12 protein-coding genes and 7 tRNA genes are annotated in these 16,261 nt (G+C 42.1%); 5 read left to right on the forward strand and 14 right to left on the reverse strand.

Features of this window, described 5'->3' with window-relative positions; translation table 11 throughout:
* Positions 1 to 998: 998 nt before the first annotated feature.
* The 11 genes from L3V43_RS22670 to L3V43_RS22720 form a co-directional block, all read right to left on the reverse strand.
* Positions 999 to 1,072 (reverse strand) — tRNA-Cys (locus L3V43_RS22670).
* A gap of 11 nt (positions 1,073 to 1,083) precedes the next feature.
* Positions 1,084 to 1,159, reverse strand: a tRNA-Gly gene (locus L3V43_RS22675).
* A 43-nt stretch (positions 1,160 to 1,202) separates the two neighbouring features.
* Positions 1,203 to 1,289, reverse strand: a tRNA-Leu gene (locus L3V43_RS22680).
* Between the two features lie 21 nt (positions 1,290 to 1,310).
* Positions 1,311 to 1,386: transfer RNA gene (locus tag L3V43_RS22685), tRNA-Gly, on the reverse strand.
* Positions 1,387 to 1,443: 57 nt separating this feature from the next.
* Positions 1,444 to 1,530: transfer RNA gene (locus L3V43_RS22690), tRNA-Leu, on the reverse strand.
* Positions 1,531 to 1,566: 36 nt separating this feature from the next.
* Positions 1,567 to 1,640, reverse strand: a tRNA-Cys gene (locus tag L3V43_RS22695).
* A 7-nt stretch (positions 1,641 to 1,647) separates the two neighbouring features.
* Positions 1,648 to 1,723, reverse strand: a tRNA-Gly gene (locus L3V43_RS22700).
* A gap of 209 nt (positions 1,724 to 1,932) precedes the next feature.
* Positions 1,933 to 2,478: a CDP-diacylglycerol--glycerol-3-phosphate 3-phosphatidyltransferase gene (gene pgsA, locus L3V43_RS22705; RefSeq protein ID WP_010375584.1), complete on the reverse strand. Its 546-nt coding sequence runs from the start codon at positions 2,476 to 2,478 to the stop codon at positions 1,933 to 1,935.
* A gap of 42 nt (positions 2,479 to 2,520) precedes the next feature.
* Positions 2,521 to 4,344: an excinuclease ABC subunit UvrC gene (gene uvrC / locus L3V43_RS22710; RefSeq protein ID WP_102056586.1), complete on the reverse strand. Its 1,824-nt coding sequence runs from the start codon at positions 4,342 to 4,344 to the stop codon at positions 2,521 to 2,523.
* Positions 4,345 to 4,355: 11 nt separating this feature from the next.
* Positions 4,356 to 5,006: a UvrY/SirA/GacA family response regulator transcription factor gene (uvrY, locus tag L3V43_RS22715; protein ID WP_010606537.1), complete on the reverse strand. Its 651-nt coding sequence runs from the start codon at positions 5,004 to 5,006 to the stop codon at positions 4,356 to 4,358.
* Between the two features lie 259 nt (positions 5,007 to 5,265).
* On the reverse strand, positions 5,266 to 6,411 hold the full coding sequence (locus L3V43_RS22720; protein WP_010606536.1) for a dicarboxylate/amino acid:cation symporter: 1,146 nt from the start codon (positions 6,409 to 6,411) through the stop codon (positions 5,266 to 5,268).
* Between the two features lie 211 nt (positions 6,412 to 6,622).
* Between L3V43_RS22720 and L3V43_RS22725 the strand changes: the two genes are divergently transcribed.
* The 3 genes from L3V43_RS22725 to L3V43_RS22735 all read left to right on the forward strand — a co-directional run bounded on the left by L3V43_RS22725 (position 6,623) and on the right by L3V43_RS22735 (position 11,039).
* A complete protein-coding gene (locus tag L3V43_RS22725; protein WP_235368923.1) occupies positions 6,623 to 8,917 on the forward strand; it encodes a DUF5916 domain-containing protein in 2,295 nt (764 codons plus the stop codon).
* 128 nt (positions 8,918 to 9,045) lie between these two features.
* Positions 9,046 to 10,014: a cysteine synthase A gene (gene cysK / locus L3V43_RS22730; RefSeq protein ID WP_010606534.1), complete on the forward strand. Its 969-nt coding sequence runs from the start codon at positions 9,046 to 9,048 to the stop codon at positions 10,012 to 10,014.
* Positions 10,015 to 10,172: 158 nt separating this feature from the next.
* On the forward strand, positions 10,173 to 11,039 hold the full coding sequence (locus L3V43_RS22735; protein WP_102056584.1) for a transporter substrate-binding domain-containing protein: 867 nt from the start codon (positions 10,173 to 10,175) through the stop codon (positions 11,037 to 11,039).
* A 97-nt stretch (positions 11,040 to 11,136) separates the two neighbouring features.
* Here L3V43_RS22735 and queE read toward each other — a convergent pair whose 3' ends face one another.
* Positions 11,137 to 11,802: a 7-carboxy-7-deazaguanine synthase QueE gene (gene queE, locus L3V43_RS22740; RefSeq protein WP_102056583.1), complete on the reverse strand. Its 666-nt coding sequence runs from the start codon at positions 11,800 to 11,802 to the stop codon at positions 11,137 to 11,139.
* Positions 11,803 to 11,925: 123 nt separating this feature from the next.
* Here queE and queC point away from each other — a divergent pair, with 123 nt between their 5' ends.
* Positions 11,926 to 12,582, forward strand: coding sequence for a 7-cyano-7-deazaguanine synthase QueC (queC, locus tag L3V43_RS22745; protein WP_010375567.1), 657 nt, complete (start codon positions 11,926 to 11,928; stop codon positions 12,580 to 12,582).
* A 53-nt stretch (positions 12,583 to 12,635) separates the two neighbouring features.
* Here queC and cysB read toward each other — a convergent pair whose 3' ends face one another.
* Positions 12,636 to 13,613 carry an HTH-type transcriptional regulator CysB gene (gene cysB / locus L3V43_RS22750; protein WP_010375565.1) on the reverse strand — a complete coding sequence of 326 codons (978 nt, stop codon included), beginning with the start codon at positions 13,611 to 13,613 and terminating at the stop codon, positions 12,636 to 12,638.
* 413 nt (positions 13,614 to 14,026) lie between these two features.
* On the opposite strand from cysB, the gene L3V43_RS22755 reads away from it, so the two are divergent.
* Positions 14,027 to 14,788 (forward strand): hypothetical protein, encoded by a 762-nt coding sequence (locus L3V43_RS22755; RefSeq protein ID WP_039492261.1) that lies wholly within the window; start codon positions 14,027 to 14,029, stop codon positions 14,786 to 14,788.
* Between the two features lie 67 nt (positions 14,789 to 14,855).
* On the opposite strand, the gene L3V43_RS22760 is transcribed toward L3V43_RS22755, so the two are convergent.
* Positions 14,856 to 16,145: an NCS2 family permease gene (locus L3V43_RS22760; RefSeq protein WP_102057855.1), complete on the reverse strand. Its 1,290-nt coding sequence runs from the start codon at positions 16,143 to 16,145 to the stop codon at positions 14,856 to 14,858.
* Positions 16,146 to 16,261: the final 116 nt, after the last annotated feature.

Consider the following 16,261-nt stretch of genomic DNA (forward strand, 5'->3'; position numbering starts at 1 on the left):
CAATCTGAGCCATGATCAAACTCTTCAATTAAAAGTTTTTTTGAAGCCTAAGCTTCGTGCTCATTGAATTCTGATTGTTTGTTTCTACTTTTCAAAAAAGTAAAATCAAAACGAATTGACTATATAGCCACTCAGTTACAATTGAGACTCTAAATTTGTTTGCATCATCTAGCGAACTAGAATCTGCTGTTAGAACTCAATCTGTACGAGTGCCCACACAGATGATTGCTTCATATTTTTAAAGAACATTTCGAAACATTTCGTTGTTTCGAGGGATGTGCATTCTAAGCATTCCCATTTTTTTGTCAACACTTAATTTTGAATTTCTTGAGAAGAAGTTTCGAACTTAAGTTTTATTTGACGCTAACTCGTTGCTGCTTTGCTTTTCAGCGTAGCGCCCCGTGTCAGTGGGGTCGCATTATAGGGCGATCCGATTTTAGTGCAACTCTTTTTTCATTAAAACTTATAAAAACGGTTTGTTCGAACAAAAAACAAACGAAACATATCAAAAAAGTATATTTTTCACTCAAAAAGACCAAATTGAAGTCACGCGAGTCTACATAAACTTTAAGCACCACTAAGGAACAACTGAACAAATGGCGTTATATAACATCTGTTAGCATATTAACTTGCCTACTTACATATAGAACTCGAAACAAAGCCAGGTCAATTCTTCTTTATGTAGAGAAGGTGTACGTAGATTATGTGGAAGTGAAAATGTAAAGCGACTATGAAGCAGTAAGTCTATCCAATAAGCAGGACTAGATACCAAAATGATACCTTTTATCGAAAATATGGAGATAGGTGCGTTTATAAAGGTATTGAATACTAACTTTCGATTCTTCTTATTATTGGCTAGTAGCTATAGTAATGATTCAGGGATCTAAAGAAACAATGTTTAAGTAAAAGAAGATGTGGATAAATCAGTAACGGTGGCGTTTTTGGATAATAAAAAAGGTAAATAAGAAAGATATTAAAAATAAGGAGAATATGCGATATGGAGGCGGAACCCGGAGTCGAACCGAGGTAGACGGATTTGCAATCCGCTGCATGGCCACTCTGCCATTCCGCCATGAAGAATATTGGAGCGAGTAACGAGGTTCGAACTCGTGACCTCGACCTTGGCAAGGTCGCGCTCTACCAGCTGAGCTATACTCGCATTCCATTTTTCACACTGGTAAATTTAATATGTGAAAAATAAATGGTGCCCGGGGCCGGACTTGAACCGGCACGCTGTTACCAGCGAGGGATTTTAAATCCCTTGTGTCTACCAATTCCACCACCCGGGCATCGGGTGTGAAAGCAAAAATTGGAGCGAGTAACGAGGTTCGAACTCGTGACCTCGACCTTGGCAAGGTCGCGCTCTACCAGCTGAGCTATACTCGCGTTCCGTTTTGTACATAAAAACCATTTAGATTTGTTACATACAAATCCCGATATAAATGGTGCCCGGGGCCGGACTTGAACCGGCACGCTGTTACCAGCGAGGGATTTTAAATCCCTTGTGTCTACCAATTCCACCACCCGGGCATCGGGCTTGCTTTCGCATGTGGATATGTTGAGAAATGGAGGCGGAACCCGGAGTCGAACCGAGGTAGACGGATTTGCAATCCGCTGCATGGCCACTCTGCCATTCCGCCGCAAATTTGGAGCGAGTAACGAGGTTCGAACTCGTGACCTCGACCTTGGCAAGGTCGCGCTCTACCAGCTGAGCTATACTCGCGTTCCATTATTTAAATCTACTTATTTACTAAGCTTCTTTAAACTTTAACTTGCTAGGTGATGCTATCTAAATTTCATTTAGATGACATACTGCCCTCTCAACACGGACGCATTCTACAGAAGTTCTGGAACGCGTCAACATAAAAAATGAATGTTTTGAATCGTTTGCTCAAAATTTATCTAAACCGCTGGGTTTATAATCATTTCAAGTCAAGAATTAGTCAATTCTCCTTTTGCAGCATAGAGATACTGGATCATAGAAACTAATGTTAGCAATGTCGCGATAGCTAAAAGTGCGTAACTTAGCATTGTCATCCAATCTGATAATTGCCAAATCAAACCTATAATAGCTAACATCTGTGCAGCTGTTTTGAATTTGCCCAGCCAAGATACAGCAACACTTCCTCTTTTACCTTGTTCAGCCATCCATTCGCGCAACGCAGAAATAACTATTTCTCTACTAATAATGACAACAGCAGAAATAGTAATGAAATAATTATCATAATGTGTAGCAAGTATCACTAAAGCAACACTGACCATCACCTTGTCGGCAACAGGATCTAAAAAAGCACCAAATGGTGTTGACTGTTCCAACTTACGCGCAAGATAGCCATCGAGGATATCGGTAACGGAAGCTAACCAGAAAATAAAAGCGGCGGCAAAAAACGCCCATGAATAAGGAAGATAAAAAACGACTGCAAACACGGGAATGAGTAGCAATCTAAATGTTGTGAGCGTATTTGGAATATTCCACATAACTACTTGGTATTGTCTTTTTTTCTATGTTCGCATGATTGCTTAAGCTTTGTCATGCAAATGATTAAATATCTTTTCAGCCATTTCAGGGCTGATCCCAGGAACTTGCTTTAATTGATGTATATTTGCAGATTTAACTCCCTGCATGCCTCCTAAAAACTTAAGTAGTGCCTGACGTCTTTTCTGACCTACGCCTTCAATCTCTTCAAGCACAGATTGCGTTCTTTGTTTTTGTCTTTTATTACGATGCCCTGCAATTGCAAAGCGATGTGATTCGTCGCGGATATGCTGGATAAGGTGTAATGCAGGTGAATCACTTTCGACATTCACCGTTTTACGACCACCATCTATTAGCAATGTTTCTAATCCCGGCTTTCGGCTTGTGCCTTTTGCAACCCCTATCAGTATCGGCATTTTATTGAGTTGCCAATCAGCGAAGAAAGATTCCGCCCTACCTAACTGCCCCTTACCACCATCAATAAAAATAATATCGGGTACTTTCGCTTCATCCGACATTTTGCCGTAGCGCTTATTTAATGCAAAATCCATCGCTGCGTAATCATCCCCTGGGGTGATCCCAGTGACGTTATATCTGCGATACTCTCTATTGTTTGGCCCTTGACCATCGAATACAACGCACGATGCGACCGTGTTTTCTCCCATGGTATGACTGATATCAAAACACTCCATTCTTTGAATGTCTGACAGCCCTAGCACTGCTTTTAGTTTGGCATATCGTTTGGTGATTGAGTCTTGTGCACTTTGTTTAACTTCAATACTGTTTTGCGCATTTTTATTTGCCAATGCAAGATATTGGGCTCGTTCCCCACGAACGTTACATTTGAAATTAACTTTGCGCTTCGAAACTTGAGTCAGCGCTGCTTCTAATGCACTTTCCTCTTCTATTTCGAATGGCAATACAATTTCTTTAGCAATTCTTGAGTGGTTACCCGTTGAAATGTAATACTGTCCAAGGAAAGAAGTTAGCACTTCATCTGCCCCAGAATCTTTTGGTACCTTTGGAAAATGTGTTTTCGTCCCAAGTACCTTATGTTCTCTTATCATCAGTACATGAATGGCCACTAAACCGTTCTTCTGTTCATAGCCGATGACATCAAGCTCTGCAAAGTTTCCTGCAATGGACTGCTGTTCTTGCATTTGCCTTAATAAAGCAATTTGATCTCTGTGTTTTGCTGCTTTCTCAAAATCCAAAGACATACTGGCGGTTTCCATTCGTTCCACCAGTGCTGAGATAACGTCCTGAGAGCGTCCTGTCAAAAACTGTCGAACCATGGCTACTTGCTCTTGGTATTCTTCGTCGCTTACTTTGCCAACGCATGGTCCTGAACATCTTTTTAACTGATACTGCAAACAAGGTCGGCTGCGTGCGCGGTAATACGCATCTTCGCATTGCCTAACAGGGAAAATCTTCTGCATTAACCTCAGACTTTCCGATACAGCAGCACTGCTAGGAAAAGGACCAAAATATTCGCCTTTTTGTTTTCTACTACCACGATGAAATGCAAGCCTTGGATGTTGATGGGCGCTCAGGAAAATATACGGATAACTTTTATCGTCTCTTAAGAGAATGTTATATCGTGGTTGGTATTTCTTAATTAAGTTATTTTCTAAAAGCAGCGCTTCGGTTTCGGTATTCGTTAACGTTACTTCAATATGATCAATATTACTGACCAATACTCGCGTTTTACTATCTGTGATATTTGAACGGAAGTAGCTAGAAACTCGTTTTTTGAGGTTTTTTGCTTTACCAACATAGATAACCTGGTCGTCCACATCGTACATGCGGTACACACCAGGTTCTGTTGTTAATGTCTTAAGGAAAGGTTTGTAATCAAATTCAGTCATTTAAAAAGAACTTAATGACTGCTATCTATATCGATCATTTTATGGCGAATAGCCAAGTGGGTTAATTCCACATCACCGCTAACATTGAGCTTTTCAAACATGCGATAGCGATAACTATTTACCGTCTTAGAGCTTAGGTTCAAGCGATCTGCAATATTTTGTGCTTTCTCACCTTTAGTGATCATGAGCATGATCTGTAATTCTCTTTCCGATAGCGATTGGAAAGGGTTTTCGTCATTGCGGCCACTAAATTGCGCAAGGGCAATCTGCTGAGCAATTTCTGGCGCAATATAACGCTGGCCAGCATTAACAGCACGTATTGCGTTGATCATTTCATCAGGGCCTGCACCTTTTGTCAGATAACCATGCGCACCAATTTGCATTACCTTGCTTGGGAAAGGATCTTCACAATGTACCGTAAGCACAATAACTTTTACATCTGGACAGTAACGGCAAATCTTTTTGGTCGCTTCCAATCCACCAATTCCAGGCATGTTCATGTCCATTAGCACAATGTCAGGCTCACTTTGGCGACAAAAGGTTACGGCTTCCTCACCAGTTTTGGCTTCTCCTACCACTTTAAAGCCACGCACATCATCTAAAATGCGTTTTATGCCAGTCCTGACAAGTTCATGATCATCAACTAAAAGCACATTAATCAATGGCACACCCTCTACATATATATTGGTAAAAGGAGCGAAGCAACCAACAGCCCCGCTTCCAGATGTTTGAGATTACCACATATTTTTTAAAAGCATAACGATAGAAACGAGAGAAAAATACAATTTTGATATGAATTAACCAAATAGTTAATTAATGAAAGAAGCAGTTTGATTATAATTCCACCGCTTTTATGATTTTAAAGGCAGCCGCTACGGCATTTAGCCACAGCGACTTATAGTAGATTAATTTTTATATGACTCAGCTTTGCTTTGAAAATTTATCGACCCAAAGTGCAATCACACCATCACCGGTTACATTACATGCTGTGCCAAAACTGTCTTGCGCTAAATATAAAGCAATCATCAATGCCACTGCGCCCTCATTAAAACCAAGCATACTGGTCAATAGTCCAAGCGCAGACATAACCGCGCCACCCGGCGCACCAGGAGCCGCAATCATTACGACACCAAGCATAAAGATGAATGGCAACATTTCCGACAATGACGGTACAACCATCTCAGGAGAAAGCAGCATCACAGCCATTGCGCAAGTCACTATGGTAATAGTCGACCCTGACAAATGAATGGTGGCACAAAGTGGTACGGTAAAATTGGCAACCTCTTCGTTAACATTATTAGATTTACTTGCACGAAGAGACACTGGAATAGTTGCCGCGCTCGACATAGTACCAATAGCGGTAAAATACGCAGGTAGCATATTTTTGATTAATTCCAGTGGATTTCTACCAAGTAACAGGCCGCTCACCACAAACAAAGTGCTTAGCCATAGCCAATGCATAATAATCGCGGCAAGCAATACTACGCCAAACGTACTTAGGGTGTCGAATACCGTACCTGCTACTGCCATTTCAGCAAAAACACCGGCGATGTAGAGTGGTAATATTGGAATAATGACTTTCGCAAGCAGTGCATCTACCACATCTCTCGCTTCGTCAGTGACACCTTTAAGTTTAGTTAAGCCACACTGGCTCATCCCAATACCAAAGATAAATGCCGTTGCAAGTGCCGTCATCACTCCCATCAGCGGAGGGATCTCAATATTAATAAAGCTCTTAAGATGAGATTCTTCCACGGCTTGATAAGCAACGCCGCCGTCAAAGAATGGGATGAAAGCATTAACTAATAAAAATGCTAATGTGCCAGCAATAATGGTTGACCCATAAGCAAAGCCAACTGTCTTACCAAGCAAGTGGCCCGATCCCTTTGGTAAGCCTGCTATACCTGAAGCAATAAAAAGCAGGATTATCAGAGGAATAGTAAAGCTGATAAGTTGTCCTATGATCACCTTGAAGGTGTATAAGAGCTCAACTAACACAGTCGGCAAGTACAGACCCGCCAACATACCAGCGACGATACCCGCCACTAGCTTCAATATAAGAGACATAGTTACTTCCTAGCAGATTTTCAAAGGCGTTGTTGTAACATGTTTTTGACCATCTTTGCTATTAATTCGATGGAGATAAATCGATTTGTACATTTTATGTATACATATTCGCCACCCAACGTAAATAATTGCAACCTGACGAAAATAAATTGTTTCAGTTCATTGCATATTATCTAATACTGGAAAAAGTCTCTGTAAAATAATTAAATTCATGCTTAAAGCTGTAACCTACTCTTTTTTCGCGCTTAGTCTATCTAGTCAAGCATGGGCACTAGACCCAAATAAAATCCCATTTGTCGATAGTTCTGCAAAAATTGATGGTGTACTTGAAGCCGATATTTGGCAACGTGCATTAGAAATAGATATCAACAACATCACTTGGCCATACGAGAACCAATCAAGTCCAGTTCAAACTAAGGCCTACGTATATGAGAATGGTCAATCTTTATTTATTGCTTTTGATGCAAAGGACCCTAATCCTGAATTGATCCGCGCATTTTATCGTGACCGTGACCGCGCCTGGGAAGATGATCTTGTCGGCATTAAAATTGATTCATTTAACAACGCCCAAAGCGCTTACCAGTTTTTCATCAATCCACTAGGTGTACAACAAGACTCAATTGAAAACGAACTCACTAAAAGCGAGAATGGTTCTTGGAATGGGATCTGGGATAGCGTCGGAAAGATAAACAAAGACGGTTATGTTGTTGAAGTTGAAATCCCACTTCGTGTATTGAATTTTAACGACTCCCTCGAGAGCAAAACCATGGCTTTAGAGTTTCTGCGTTTTTATCCAAGAAATGAAAGGTTGCGTATCTCCAGCATGCAATTGCAACATGCAAATTCTTGCTGGATCTGTCAAATGCCAAAATATCAAGGATTTGCTAAGGCTAAGCAAGGTAGTAACTTTGCCGTTATTCCAACACTAGTCACCAATAGGCAAGAGTCTCGCGACATAGATGATGGTATCGCAGAGCCATGGCAAGCCGACAATAATGTCGAGCCGGGCTTAGACGTAAAGTGGGCTATCACGCCAGACACGACGCTAAACGCAACACTAAACCCTGATTTCTCACAAGTTGAAGCTGACACGGGACAATTGAGCGTTAACAATAGCTTTAGCCTATTTTTCCCTGAAAAACGGGCGTTCTTTTTAGATAATTCCGATTACTTTTCTTCTCACCTTAACCTTATTCATACTCGGAACATTTCAGCCCCCGATTATGGCGTCAAGCTTACCGGTAATAAAAATGGTCACACTTTTGCAGGATTTATTGCCAACGATGAAAGACTCAATGTCGTTGTTCCCGGAAATTTGGGCTCGAGTGTTGTCTCATTAGAGAGAAAAAGCCAAAACATGGCGCTTAGATATCGTCATGACCTAAACAAAACCTTGTCTGTAGGCGTGACATCGACGACTAGGCAAAGCGACGACTATCGCAACCAAGTTGCGAGTATAGACGCCAAATACAAGCCAACTGATAACGATACCTTACAGGTGCAGTTAATTGGCTCGGATACAGACTACGATAGCGCTTTCGCCGAAGCGTTATGTGATAGTACGCTCGCTGAGTGCGACCTAAACGAAAGTGTACTCAGAGTGATAGACGAAGATGACCGTGGTGCTGGCTATTACGTTAATTATGAGCACAATCGCAAGCATTGGAAGGCATTTACCAGCTATCAAGCTCGCGATGCAGCACTTAGAACCGATATGGGCTTTATCACTCAGGTCGACTTTAATAAATTTCTTTTCGGCGGTGAGTACCGTTGGTATGGCGATGACAACAACTGGTGGAACCGTGCACGTTGGTACGCCGACTGGGATATTTCCCACAACGAGCAAGGCGAGTTATTAGAAAAAGAAGTGCAAACCAACTTTGCAGTTGACGGCCCGTTGCAAAGCTTTCTTGATTTCGGTGTTGAACATAGAAAACGTACAGGACTGCGACATGATGAAACCCGTTTAGCGATTGACGGCAATACCGATCTATTTACCGAGAATTCACAGTGGACTTATATCGAGTTCAAGCCAATGGCCGGCGTTTTCGCAGGTTTGAACTTAAGTAAAGGAAACCGCGTTGACCTTGCAAACAACCGTGTTGGTGATTTGTACTTCGCCCGCCCGGTTATTAACGTCAATCTTGGCAAACATTTTGAAGTTAGATTGCGCCATACATACGAAAAAATGAAAGCTGACGGCGCGGAAGTTTATACCGCAAATCTGAGCGATATCCGCCTGACTTACCAATTCAACATTAATAGCTATTTGAGATTGGCAATCATCAATACAGATATTTCGAGAAACCAGAGCAATTATAGCGATGATGTTGATGCGACTTATAAAAGCATCAGCACCCAACTGCTCTATTCCTATAAACTAAACCCACAAACCGTTTTCTTTGCAGGCTATTCCGATCATGGTTATCAAGACGATGATTTGTCAAAAATAACTAAAGACGAAAAGACGGTATTTATGAAGTTCAGTTATGCCTGGTTGATTTAAATATCAATCTTTAAATAACTATTGGCTATAAGCAAATTTGATATATCTTATAGCCAATCTTTCCTTTCGTTTTGCGAAATGCGCAGTAAAGTGATGGAATACAAGCAAACCTAGATTAGGGAACACAAATGACTAAAGTATATGCAGACAACAGTCTAACTATCGGTAATACACCGCTGGTTAAAATCAATCGCGTTTCTGGCGGCAATGTTTACGCAAAAGTGGAAGCGCGTAACCCAAGCTTCAGCGTTAAATGCCGTATTGGTGCGTCTATGATCTGGGAAGCTGAAAAAGCAGGTCTTCTTAGCGAAGGTAAAGAACTTATTGAACCAACTTCAGGTAACACGGGTATTGCACTGGCTTTCGTTGCTGCTTCTCGTGGTTATAAGTTGACACTTACTATGCCAAATACGATGAGCCTTGAGCGTCGTAAACTACTTAAAGCACTTGGCGCAAATTTAGTGCTAACAGAAGGCGCTAAGGGCATGAAAGGCGCGATTGAAAAAGCAAATGAAATCCAAGCAAGTAACCCTGAAAAGTACGTGTTACTACAACAGTTTGAAAACCCAGCAAACCCGAAGATCCACTTTGAAACAACGGGTCCAGAAATTTTTGATGCACTTGAAGGTAATATCGATTACTTCGTTGCGGGCGTTGGTACAGGTGGCACGATCACCGGTGTTTCACGCTATCTGAAAAATGAAAAAGGCCTAAATGTTAAATCAATTGCTGTTGAGCCAGTTGACTCACCAGTTATCACGCAAACCCTTGCGGGCGACGAAGTAAAGCCAGGTCCACACAAAATTCAAGGGATTGGCGCTGGCTTTATTCCAGGCAACCTAGATCTTGAGCTTATTGATGGCGTTGAGTTGGTGTCGAATGAAGATGCAATTGCAATGGCACATCAGCTGATGAAAGACGAAGGTATTTTAGTAGGTATTTCTTCTGGTGCAGCCCTAGTTGCCGCAAAGCGAATTGCCGAGAAACCTGAAAATGCCGATAAAAACATCGTGGTTATTTTGCCAAGCGCTGCTGAGCGTTACCTAACTAGCCCACTTTTTGCAGACACATTCTCTGAACAAGAATTAGTGCAGTAAGAGTAGAGCTTCATATTCTAGATTACCAAGGGGCATCACTGCCCCTTTGTTTTTATATTATTCCTTTTAATTTCACCTTCCTTCACTACACTTTACCTATTCGCTACTCTTTTTTGACTTCGATGATTGTAAAGACCTTATTACTCTTGTTTTTTCTCATGTTTAGTAGCTTCATCTATGGGGAGAATTTAAACGTCGCCTACTTCAAGGGCGGTGAATTTCACCTTGTTGCTGGAGAAAAGTACCAAGGGGGTTATCTATACAATAAGAAAGGCAAAAATGCGTTCATTCATATCGTGACATTAGATTGGCCACCTTATATCGGTGCAAACCTCTGCAACAAAGGCTGGGCTTTCCAGTTTGCCGTCGCACTGCTTACCGACTTAGACTATCAAGTGTATGTTGAATTTTTGCCTTGGGCTCGTGCTGTAAGAGCCGCGGAAACGGGCAAAGCAGATATTTTATTCCCAGAATACTATATTGAGGATTCAGCACCGTCTGACAATCACAAGAATAAGACCCGCAGAGAGCTACTTGCTTTATCTAATGCTTTTCCTGGTGGTGAAATCGGCTTTTTGAAGCGAAGAGGTGAAGAAGACCGCTTTGATGGTAATCTAAACTCAGTTAAGAATGAGCTCATTGGTGTCGTGAGGGGCTATCAGAATACCCCTGAATTTGATGCTATGATGGATAATGGTGAATTCGTTACAGTGGAAGCCGTAAATGATTTACAGCTAGTGAAATTACTCGTCGGTAAGCGCGTAAATTTAGTAATAGGCGATCCAAAAGTGCTGCGCTTTACGGTCAATTATTCAGACTTACCTAGAGCTGAGAAAATTGAATTACTGAGAAACATTGAAAACGTGACGCCACCTATTAAGTATAATCACCTCTACTTTGCACTTAGCAAACAAAAACCACATTGGCATGAATTGCTCAAAGATATCAATCGCAATCTCTATCAATTTGAGAACAGTGGTGAAACGCAAAGAATGATTGAAATGGTCAGTAACGAGTGTTATTGACCTCTACATAAAACTTAACGCCTAAGCACGCTGCTTGTTCAATACCTCAGCTTAAACACACCGCATTTTTAGCTAAAATACGCTTAGGAAAATCGCTTTAGTTAATCCCTAAATACTTGTGCACTTGAACTGATAGGCGCCAATTTTTCGCTTTGCAATTGTCTATTGCAAGCTTAGTGGCCTTGGCTTTTTGGCTAATTGGCTGAAGATACACTAGCTTTGGTTCAACCCCAGTTTGTGCAAATAACGCCTCTAATTCCTCAATATGCTTTTGCATCGCGACGGGGTGCTTTATTTCATCGGCACGAGCCATTGCACTTGGAAGTACTTTGTAACCTCCACGCATATTAATTTTTGGCGACACAGTAACCCAAGTTTCAGCTGGCGCGAGGATCTCAAATGTCCCACTGGTTTCAACCTGTGTGCTGTACCCTTTACTATGCAATAACTCGCATAATGGGCGAAGATCAAACATACAAGGTTCACCACCGGTGATCACCACATGTTTGGCTTGGTAGCCCCGCGCCTCGAAAATCGCCAAGATCTCGTCAGCACTCGCGTTTGCCCACCACTCTGAGTCAGCCTTTTTTTCTACAGTGTTATCCAATGAAACAATAAAAGTGTCGTTGGTTTCCCAGGTTTGTTTGGTATCACACCAAGCGCACCCAACTGGACAGCCCTGCAAACGTAAAAAGATTGAAGGCGTACCAGTGAAGCTTGCTTCACCCTGAATTGTTTCAAATATTTCGTTAACCTTGTACAAAATGGCCCCATGTTTAAGATAAAGTTGTCGAAAAATACCGCGAGAAAATTGTCATTTCTCCAGCGGCCGTGTAGTATATCGCGCCCTAAAGTAAACCTCTATCAAAATCGAGGCAAATCACCTATGAGCGAAAAAGTTGTCGTAATCTATTCCGGCGGAATGGACTCTTACACTGTATTAAACAAGGCTGTCCGCGAGGGCCATGAGGTTTATGCACTGTCTTTTAACTATGGCCAGCGACATGTAAAAGAGCTACAAGTTGCCGCTGACGTATGTGCAAAACTCGGCGTTGCTCATAAGGTCGTTGATATTTCGGCTATCAATCAATTATTGTCAGGCTCTAGCCTAACAGATGACATCGACGTGCCAGAAGGCCACTATGAAGAAGAGAGCATGAAGAGCACGATTGTGCCTAATCGCAATATGATTTTGCTTTCTCTTGCGGTAGGTTACGCTGTCTCTCTAAAAGCAAATAAGGTATTTTACGGTGCTCACTCTGGCGATCATGCAATTTATCCAGATTGCCGCCCAGAGTTCGTTAAAAAGATGGATGATGTTTGTCGCATTGCGAACTACGACGCGGTTGAAATTGTCAGTCCTTATCTTAACAACTCAAAAATTGATATCCTGACCGACGGTCTAAAAATGGGATTAGATTACGCTGACACTTGGACGTGTTACAACGGCCGCGAAAAAGCATGTGGTAAGTGCGGTGCTTGCCAAGAGCGTCTCGAAGCGTTTGAACTAAACCACGCAACAGATCCGCTCCCGTACGAATAACAGTATTGAAAAAGGCCTCTGTTGAGGCCTTTTTCATATTCTTTTCAAGTACTTCATTTTACTGGAAGCGTCATACCTTCAAATAGCTTGTCGATATCATCTTGATTTCGTAGCAAACTTGCACGCTCTACCACATCTTTTGTGAGATGCGGTGCAAATCGCTCAATAAAATCGTACATGTAGCCTCTTAGGAAGCTTCCTTTTCTGAAACCGATTTTCGTCGTACTTGCTTCAAATAGGTGACTTGCATCGATACAAACTAAGTCGCTATCAGACTTTTCATCAAGTGCCATTGACGCTAATACGCCAACACCGAGCCCTAATCTTACATAGGTTTTAATCACATCGGCGTCTGTTGCAGTAAACACGATGTGTGGCTCCAAACCATGAGCATTAAATGCTTTATCCAGTTCTGAGCGGCCAGTAAAACCAAACACATAAGTGATCAACGGATATTTAGCGACGTCTTGCACCGTCAGTGCACTGCCTTTTTGTGCAAGAGGATGGTCTTTGGCGACCACAATACTACGATTCCAGTGATAGCAAGGTAGCATGACAAGATCACTGTACAAATGCAGCGCCTCGGTAGCAATAGCAAAGTCAGCATCACCTCGAGCGGCAGCATCAGAGATTTGCTGTGGCGTACCTTGATGCATGTGTAGAGAAACCGCAGGATATTTTTTCATAAATCCTTGGATCACAGGAGGTAACGCGTAACGAGCTTGTGTATGCGTCGTTGCGATGTTTAGTTTACCTTGATCTGGTAAGGTATGTTCATTTGCAACCGCTTTGATCCCTTCCACTTTAGAGAGGATCTCACGAGCAATATTAATAATTTCATTACCCGCGCCCGTAACATGCGTTAAGTGCTTACCGCTACGGCCAAAAATTTGTACCCCCAACTCGTCTTCAAGCATGCGCACTTGCTTTGAAATACCAGGTTGAGAGGTATATAAACTTTCCGCCGTCGCTGACACATTCAGGTTGTGATTCAACACTTCGACGATATATCTCAATTGTTGTAATTTCATATTGCTTTTATTCTTATGATCTCTTGATGTTGAGCATCAGCCCATAGCAAAACCGCTTTTTGTTAGCGAGTTTAGTGCAAAGCGATAAAAACCGCCTGTTACGACCTTATGTAGGCTAGCACATTTGGTAAAAATGAGGTAGCCAAGAGGTACTAAATATCAGCATTTTCACTGACGCTCCGACAGTCATTTGGCCAAATAGCGGATATTGTGACACGCTTTTGCAAACTCACGAGCTAAATCTGGCGACTATCTTTCACTAAAACTAACCGCTCATTTAGGCATCGGCTATACTAAAAAATAATGAATTCTTTATCTTTTTTACAGGTTATTGTCGTAAACCTGTTCAGAATAGTACGAATTCATGTAAGATTAAAAAATTACACTGGTGGTTACATGAAAGAGATTTCAGTATGTTTGTTTCTATTATAATAATGTTGATTGTTGCACTTATCGTCATAGCAGTTTGGGTAAGCGCTATCCAGCAACATAAAGAGAAACAAGAAGCGGAGAGACGCAAAGAACTTGCTAAGCAAAAACGCGTAATAGAAGAAGCGGAAGACGTCATCATGAATGGCAGCAATATTCCGATGTCTGAAGTCATGATCCGTATTATTCAGCGCCGCGTGCACGATGCTTTAGCCGCAATGGTGGAGTTGTCTCCGACTTCGAAAGAATTAAAAAGTCGCTTACACGAGTCGCAAGAGCGCTTAAATACTCAGCCTGAAAAAGCAGCTGACTCAGACTCGATAGCACTTCCAGACAACGACAAACAAATTATCGCATTAGTTCAAGGCATAAAGAAATTACGCCAACTACTACGCTCAGAGCATAGTAAAGGTAAAGTAGACACTCAACTGTTCGTTAATGAAGACCGTAGGCTGGAGCGCTTTCAGCTTAAAATCAATGTTGAAAGCCAGATAAAACGAGGGCTTTCAGCGAGAACCGCAAACATGGTCGGTTCAGCAAGACAATACTTTGAAAAAGCTTACGCTACAATTTGCGCCGTCTCATACAATGATGACTATGTAAAAGAGAAAAAAGCACAGCTGGAAGGTTATTTAGAAGAGATCAGCAGCGAACTTAGAGCGTCCAACGCATCAGCGGTGAAAAAGAAAGCAGAGCAAGAACAAGACGACTTGGACGTATTGTTTGCACCGAAGAAGAAGTGGTAACACCATAATTTACGTGAAAGGCTGGTCTCCCAGCCTTTTTTATTACAAATGAAGTAAACCCACTTGCTTAACCAAAAGCAAACTTAACGATAAAGAGTGCTGTCAGTACCCAAACGCTGATACTGATTTCATTTGCCTTATTACACGCCAACTTAACTGCCGTATAAGAAATAAAACCCAAAGCAATACCATGCGCGATTGAAAACGTGAGCGGTGTCATCAATAACACAACACTCACCGGAATAGCATCGCTCATCTCATCCCAATTAATCAACTTTAGGTTTTGTAGCATTAATACCGACACATACAATATCGCGCCTGCCGTCGCATATGCAGGAACCATCTGTGCCAATGGCGCAAAGAACATCATGAGTAAGAAGCAGATCCCCACGACCACGGCCGTCAACCCTGTGCGACCACCGACAGATACACCCGACACTGATTCAATGTATGAAGTCGTCGTTGAAGTACCGAGCACTGAGCCTGCAATCGTCGCAGTGCTGTCAGCTGACAGTGCCCTACCCAACCTTGGCATGCGACCATGTTCGTCAGATAATCCGGCCTTTTGAGTCACCGCAACCAATGTGCCACTGGTATCAAATAAATCGACAAATAAAAATGCAAACACCACGCTAAGCATGGAAAGCTCAAAAATTCCGCTCAAATCCAACTGCATATAGGTCGGCGCGATGCTTGGGGGGATATCAACAACCCCGTGATAATCTACAAGCCCAAGCCCCCACGCAATACCCGTTACCATTAAAATGCTGATAAGCACGCCACTTTTGACTTCACGGTACATAAGCGCCGCAATCACAAAAAAGCTCGCAATGGCTAATAGCGGGCCGGGAGAAGTGATATCACCAAGTTGTACTAATGTCGCATCGCTTGCGATAACAATTTTCGCGTTCTTTAGCGCGATTAAGGCTAAGAATGCGCCAATACCTGCCGCGATCGCACGCTTTAGCACAATGGGAATAGCTTGGATCACCCATTCGCGTACTTTGAATACGCTCAAAAATAGAAATAAACAGCCCGACATAAATACCGCGCCTAATGCACTTTGCCATGTATAGCCCATGCCAAGCACAACACCATAGGTAAAAAAGGCGTTTAAGCCCATTCCAGGCGCAAGCGCTAAAGGATAGTTTGCCCATAGTCCCATAATAAAACAGCCGATTGCGGCTGCGATACAAGTTGCTACAAAAGCAGCGCCGTGATCCATGCCAGCTTCTGCTAGCATTGCAGGGTTTACGAAAACGATGTAAACCATAGTAACGAATGTCGTCAAGCCAGCAATCACCTCAGTTCTTACATTGGTGTGCATAGCTTGCAGTGAAAATAACCGCTCGAGCATAACTAAAATTACAAATTTAAGGAACAAGTGGTTGGATTTTAACACGAATCACTTTAAAACTCGGACAAAATAGTTAAAATTCAGCTACACTCTGCTTATCAACATTATTGCGAATA

The organism is Pseudoalteromonas sp. L23 (assembly GCF_021728455.1).
Taxonomy (GTDB): Bacteria; Pseudomonadota; Gammaproteobacteria; order Enterobacterales; family Alteromonadaceae; genus Pseudoalteromonas.

Excerpts from the sequence above, each read along its gene's own strand:
- L3V43_RS22720 (WP_010606536.1), bottom strand. The coding sequence starts at position 6,411 with ATGTCTCTTATATTGAAGCTAGTGGCGGGTATCGTCGCTGGTATGTTG.
- cysB (WP_010375565.1), bottom strand. The coding sequence starts at position 13,613 with ATGAAATTACAACAATTGAGATATATCGTCGAAGTGTTGAATCACAAC.
- L3V43_RS22725 (WP_235368923.1), top strand. The coding sequence starts at position 6,623 with ATGCTTAAAGCTGTAACCTACTCTTTTTTCGCGCTTAGTCTATCTAGT.
- cysK (WP_010606534.1), top strand. The coding sequence starts at position 9,046 with ATGACTAAAGTATATGCAGACAACAGTCTAACTATCGGTAATACACCG.
- uvrC (WP_102056586.1), bottom strand. The coding sequence starts at position 4,344 with ATGACTGAATTTGATTACAAACCTTTCCTTAAGACATTAACAACAGAA.
- L3V43_RS22735 (WP_102056584.1), top strand. The coding sequence starts at position 10,173 with ATGTTTAGTAGCTTCATCTATGGGGAGAATTTAAACGTCGCCTACTTC.
- queC (WP_010375567.1), top strand. The coding sequence starts at position 11,926 with ATGAGCGAAAAAGTTGTCGTAATCTATTCCGGCGGAATGGACTCTTAC.
- L3V43_RS22760 (WP_102057855.1), bottom strand. The coding sequence starts at position 16,145 with ATGCTCGAGCGGTTATTTTCACTGCAAGCTATGCACACCAATGTAAGA.
- L3V43_RS22755 (WP_039492261.1), top strand. The coding sequence starts at position 14,027 with ATGTTTGTTTCTATTATAATAATGTTGATTGTTGCACTTATCGTCATA.
- pgsA (WP_010375584.1), bottom strand. The coding sequence starts at position 2,478 with ATGTGGAATATTCCAAATACGCTCACAACATTTAGATTGCTACTCATT.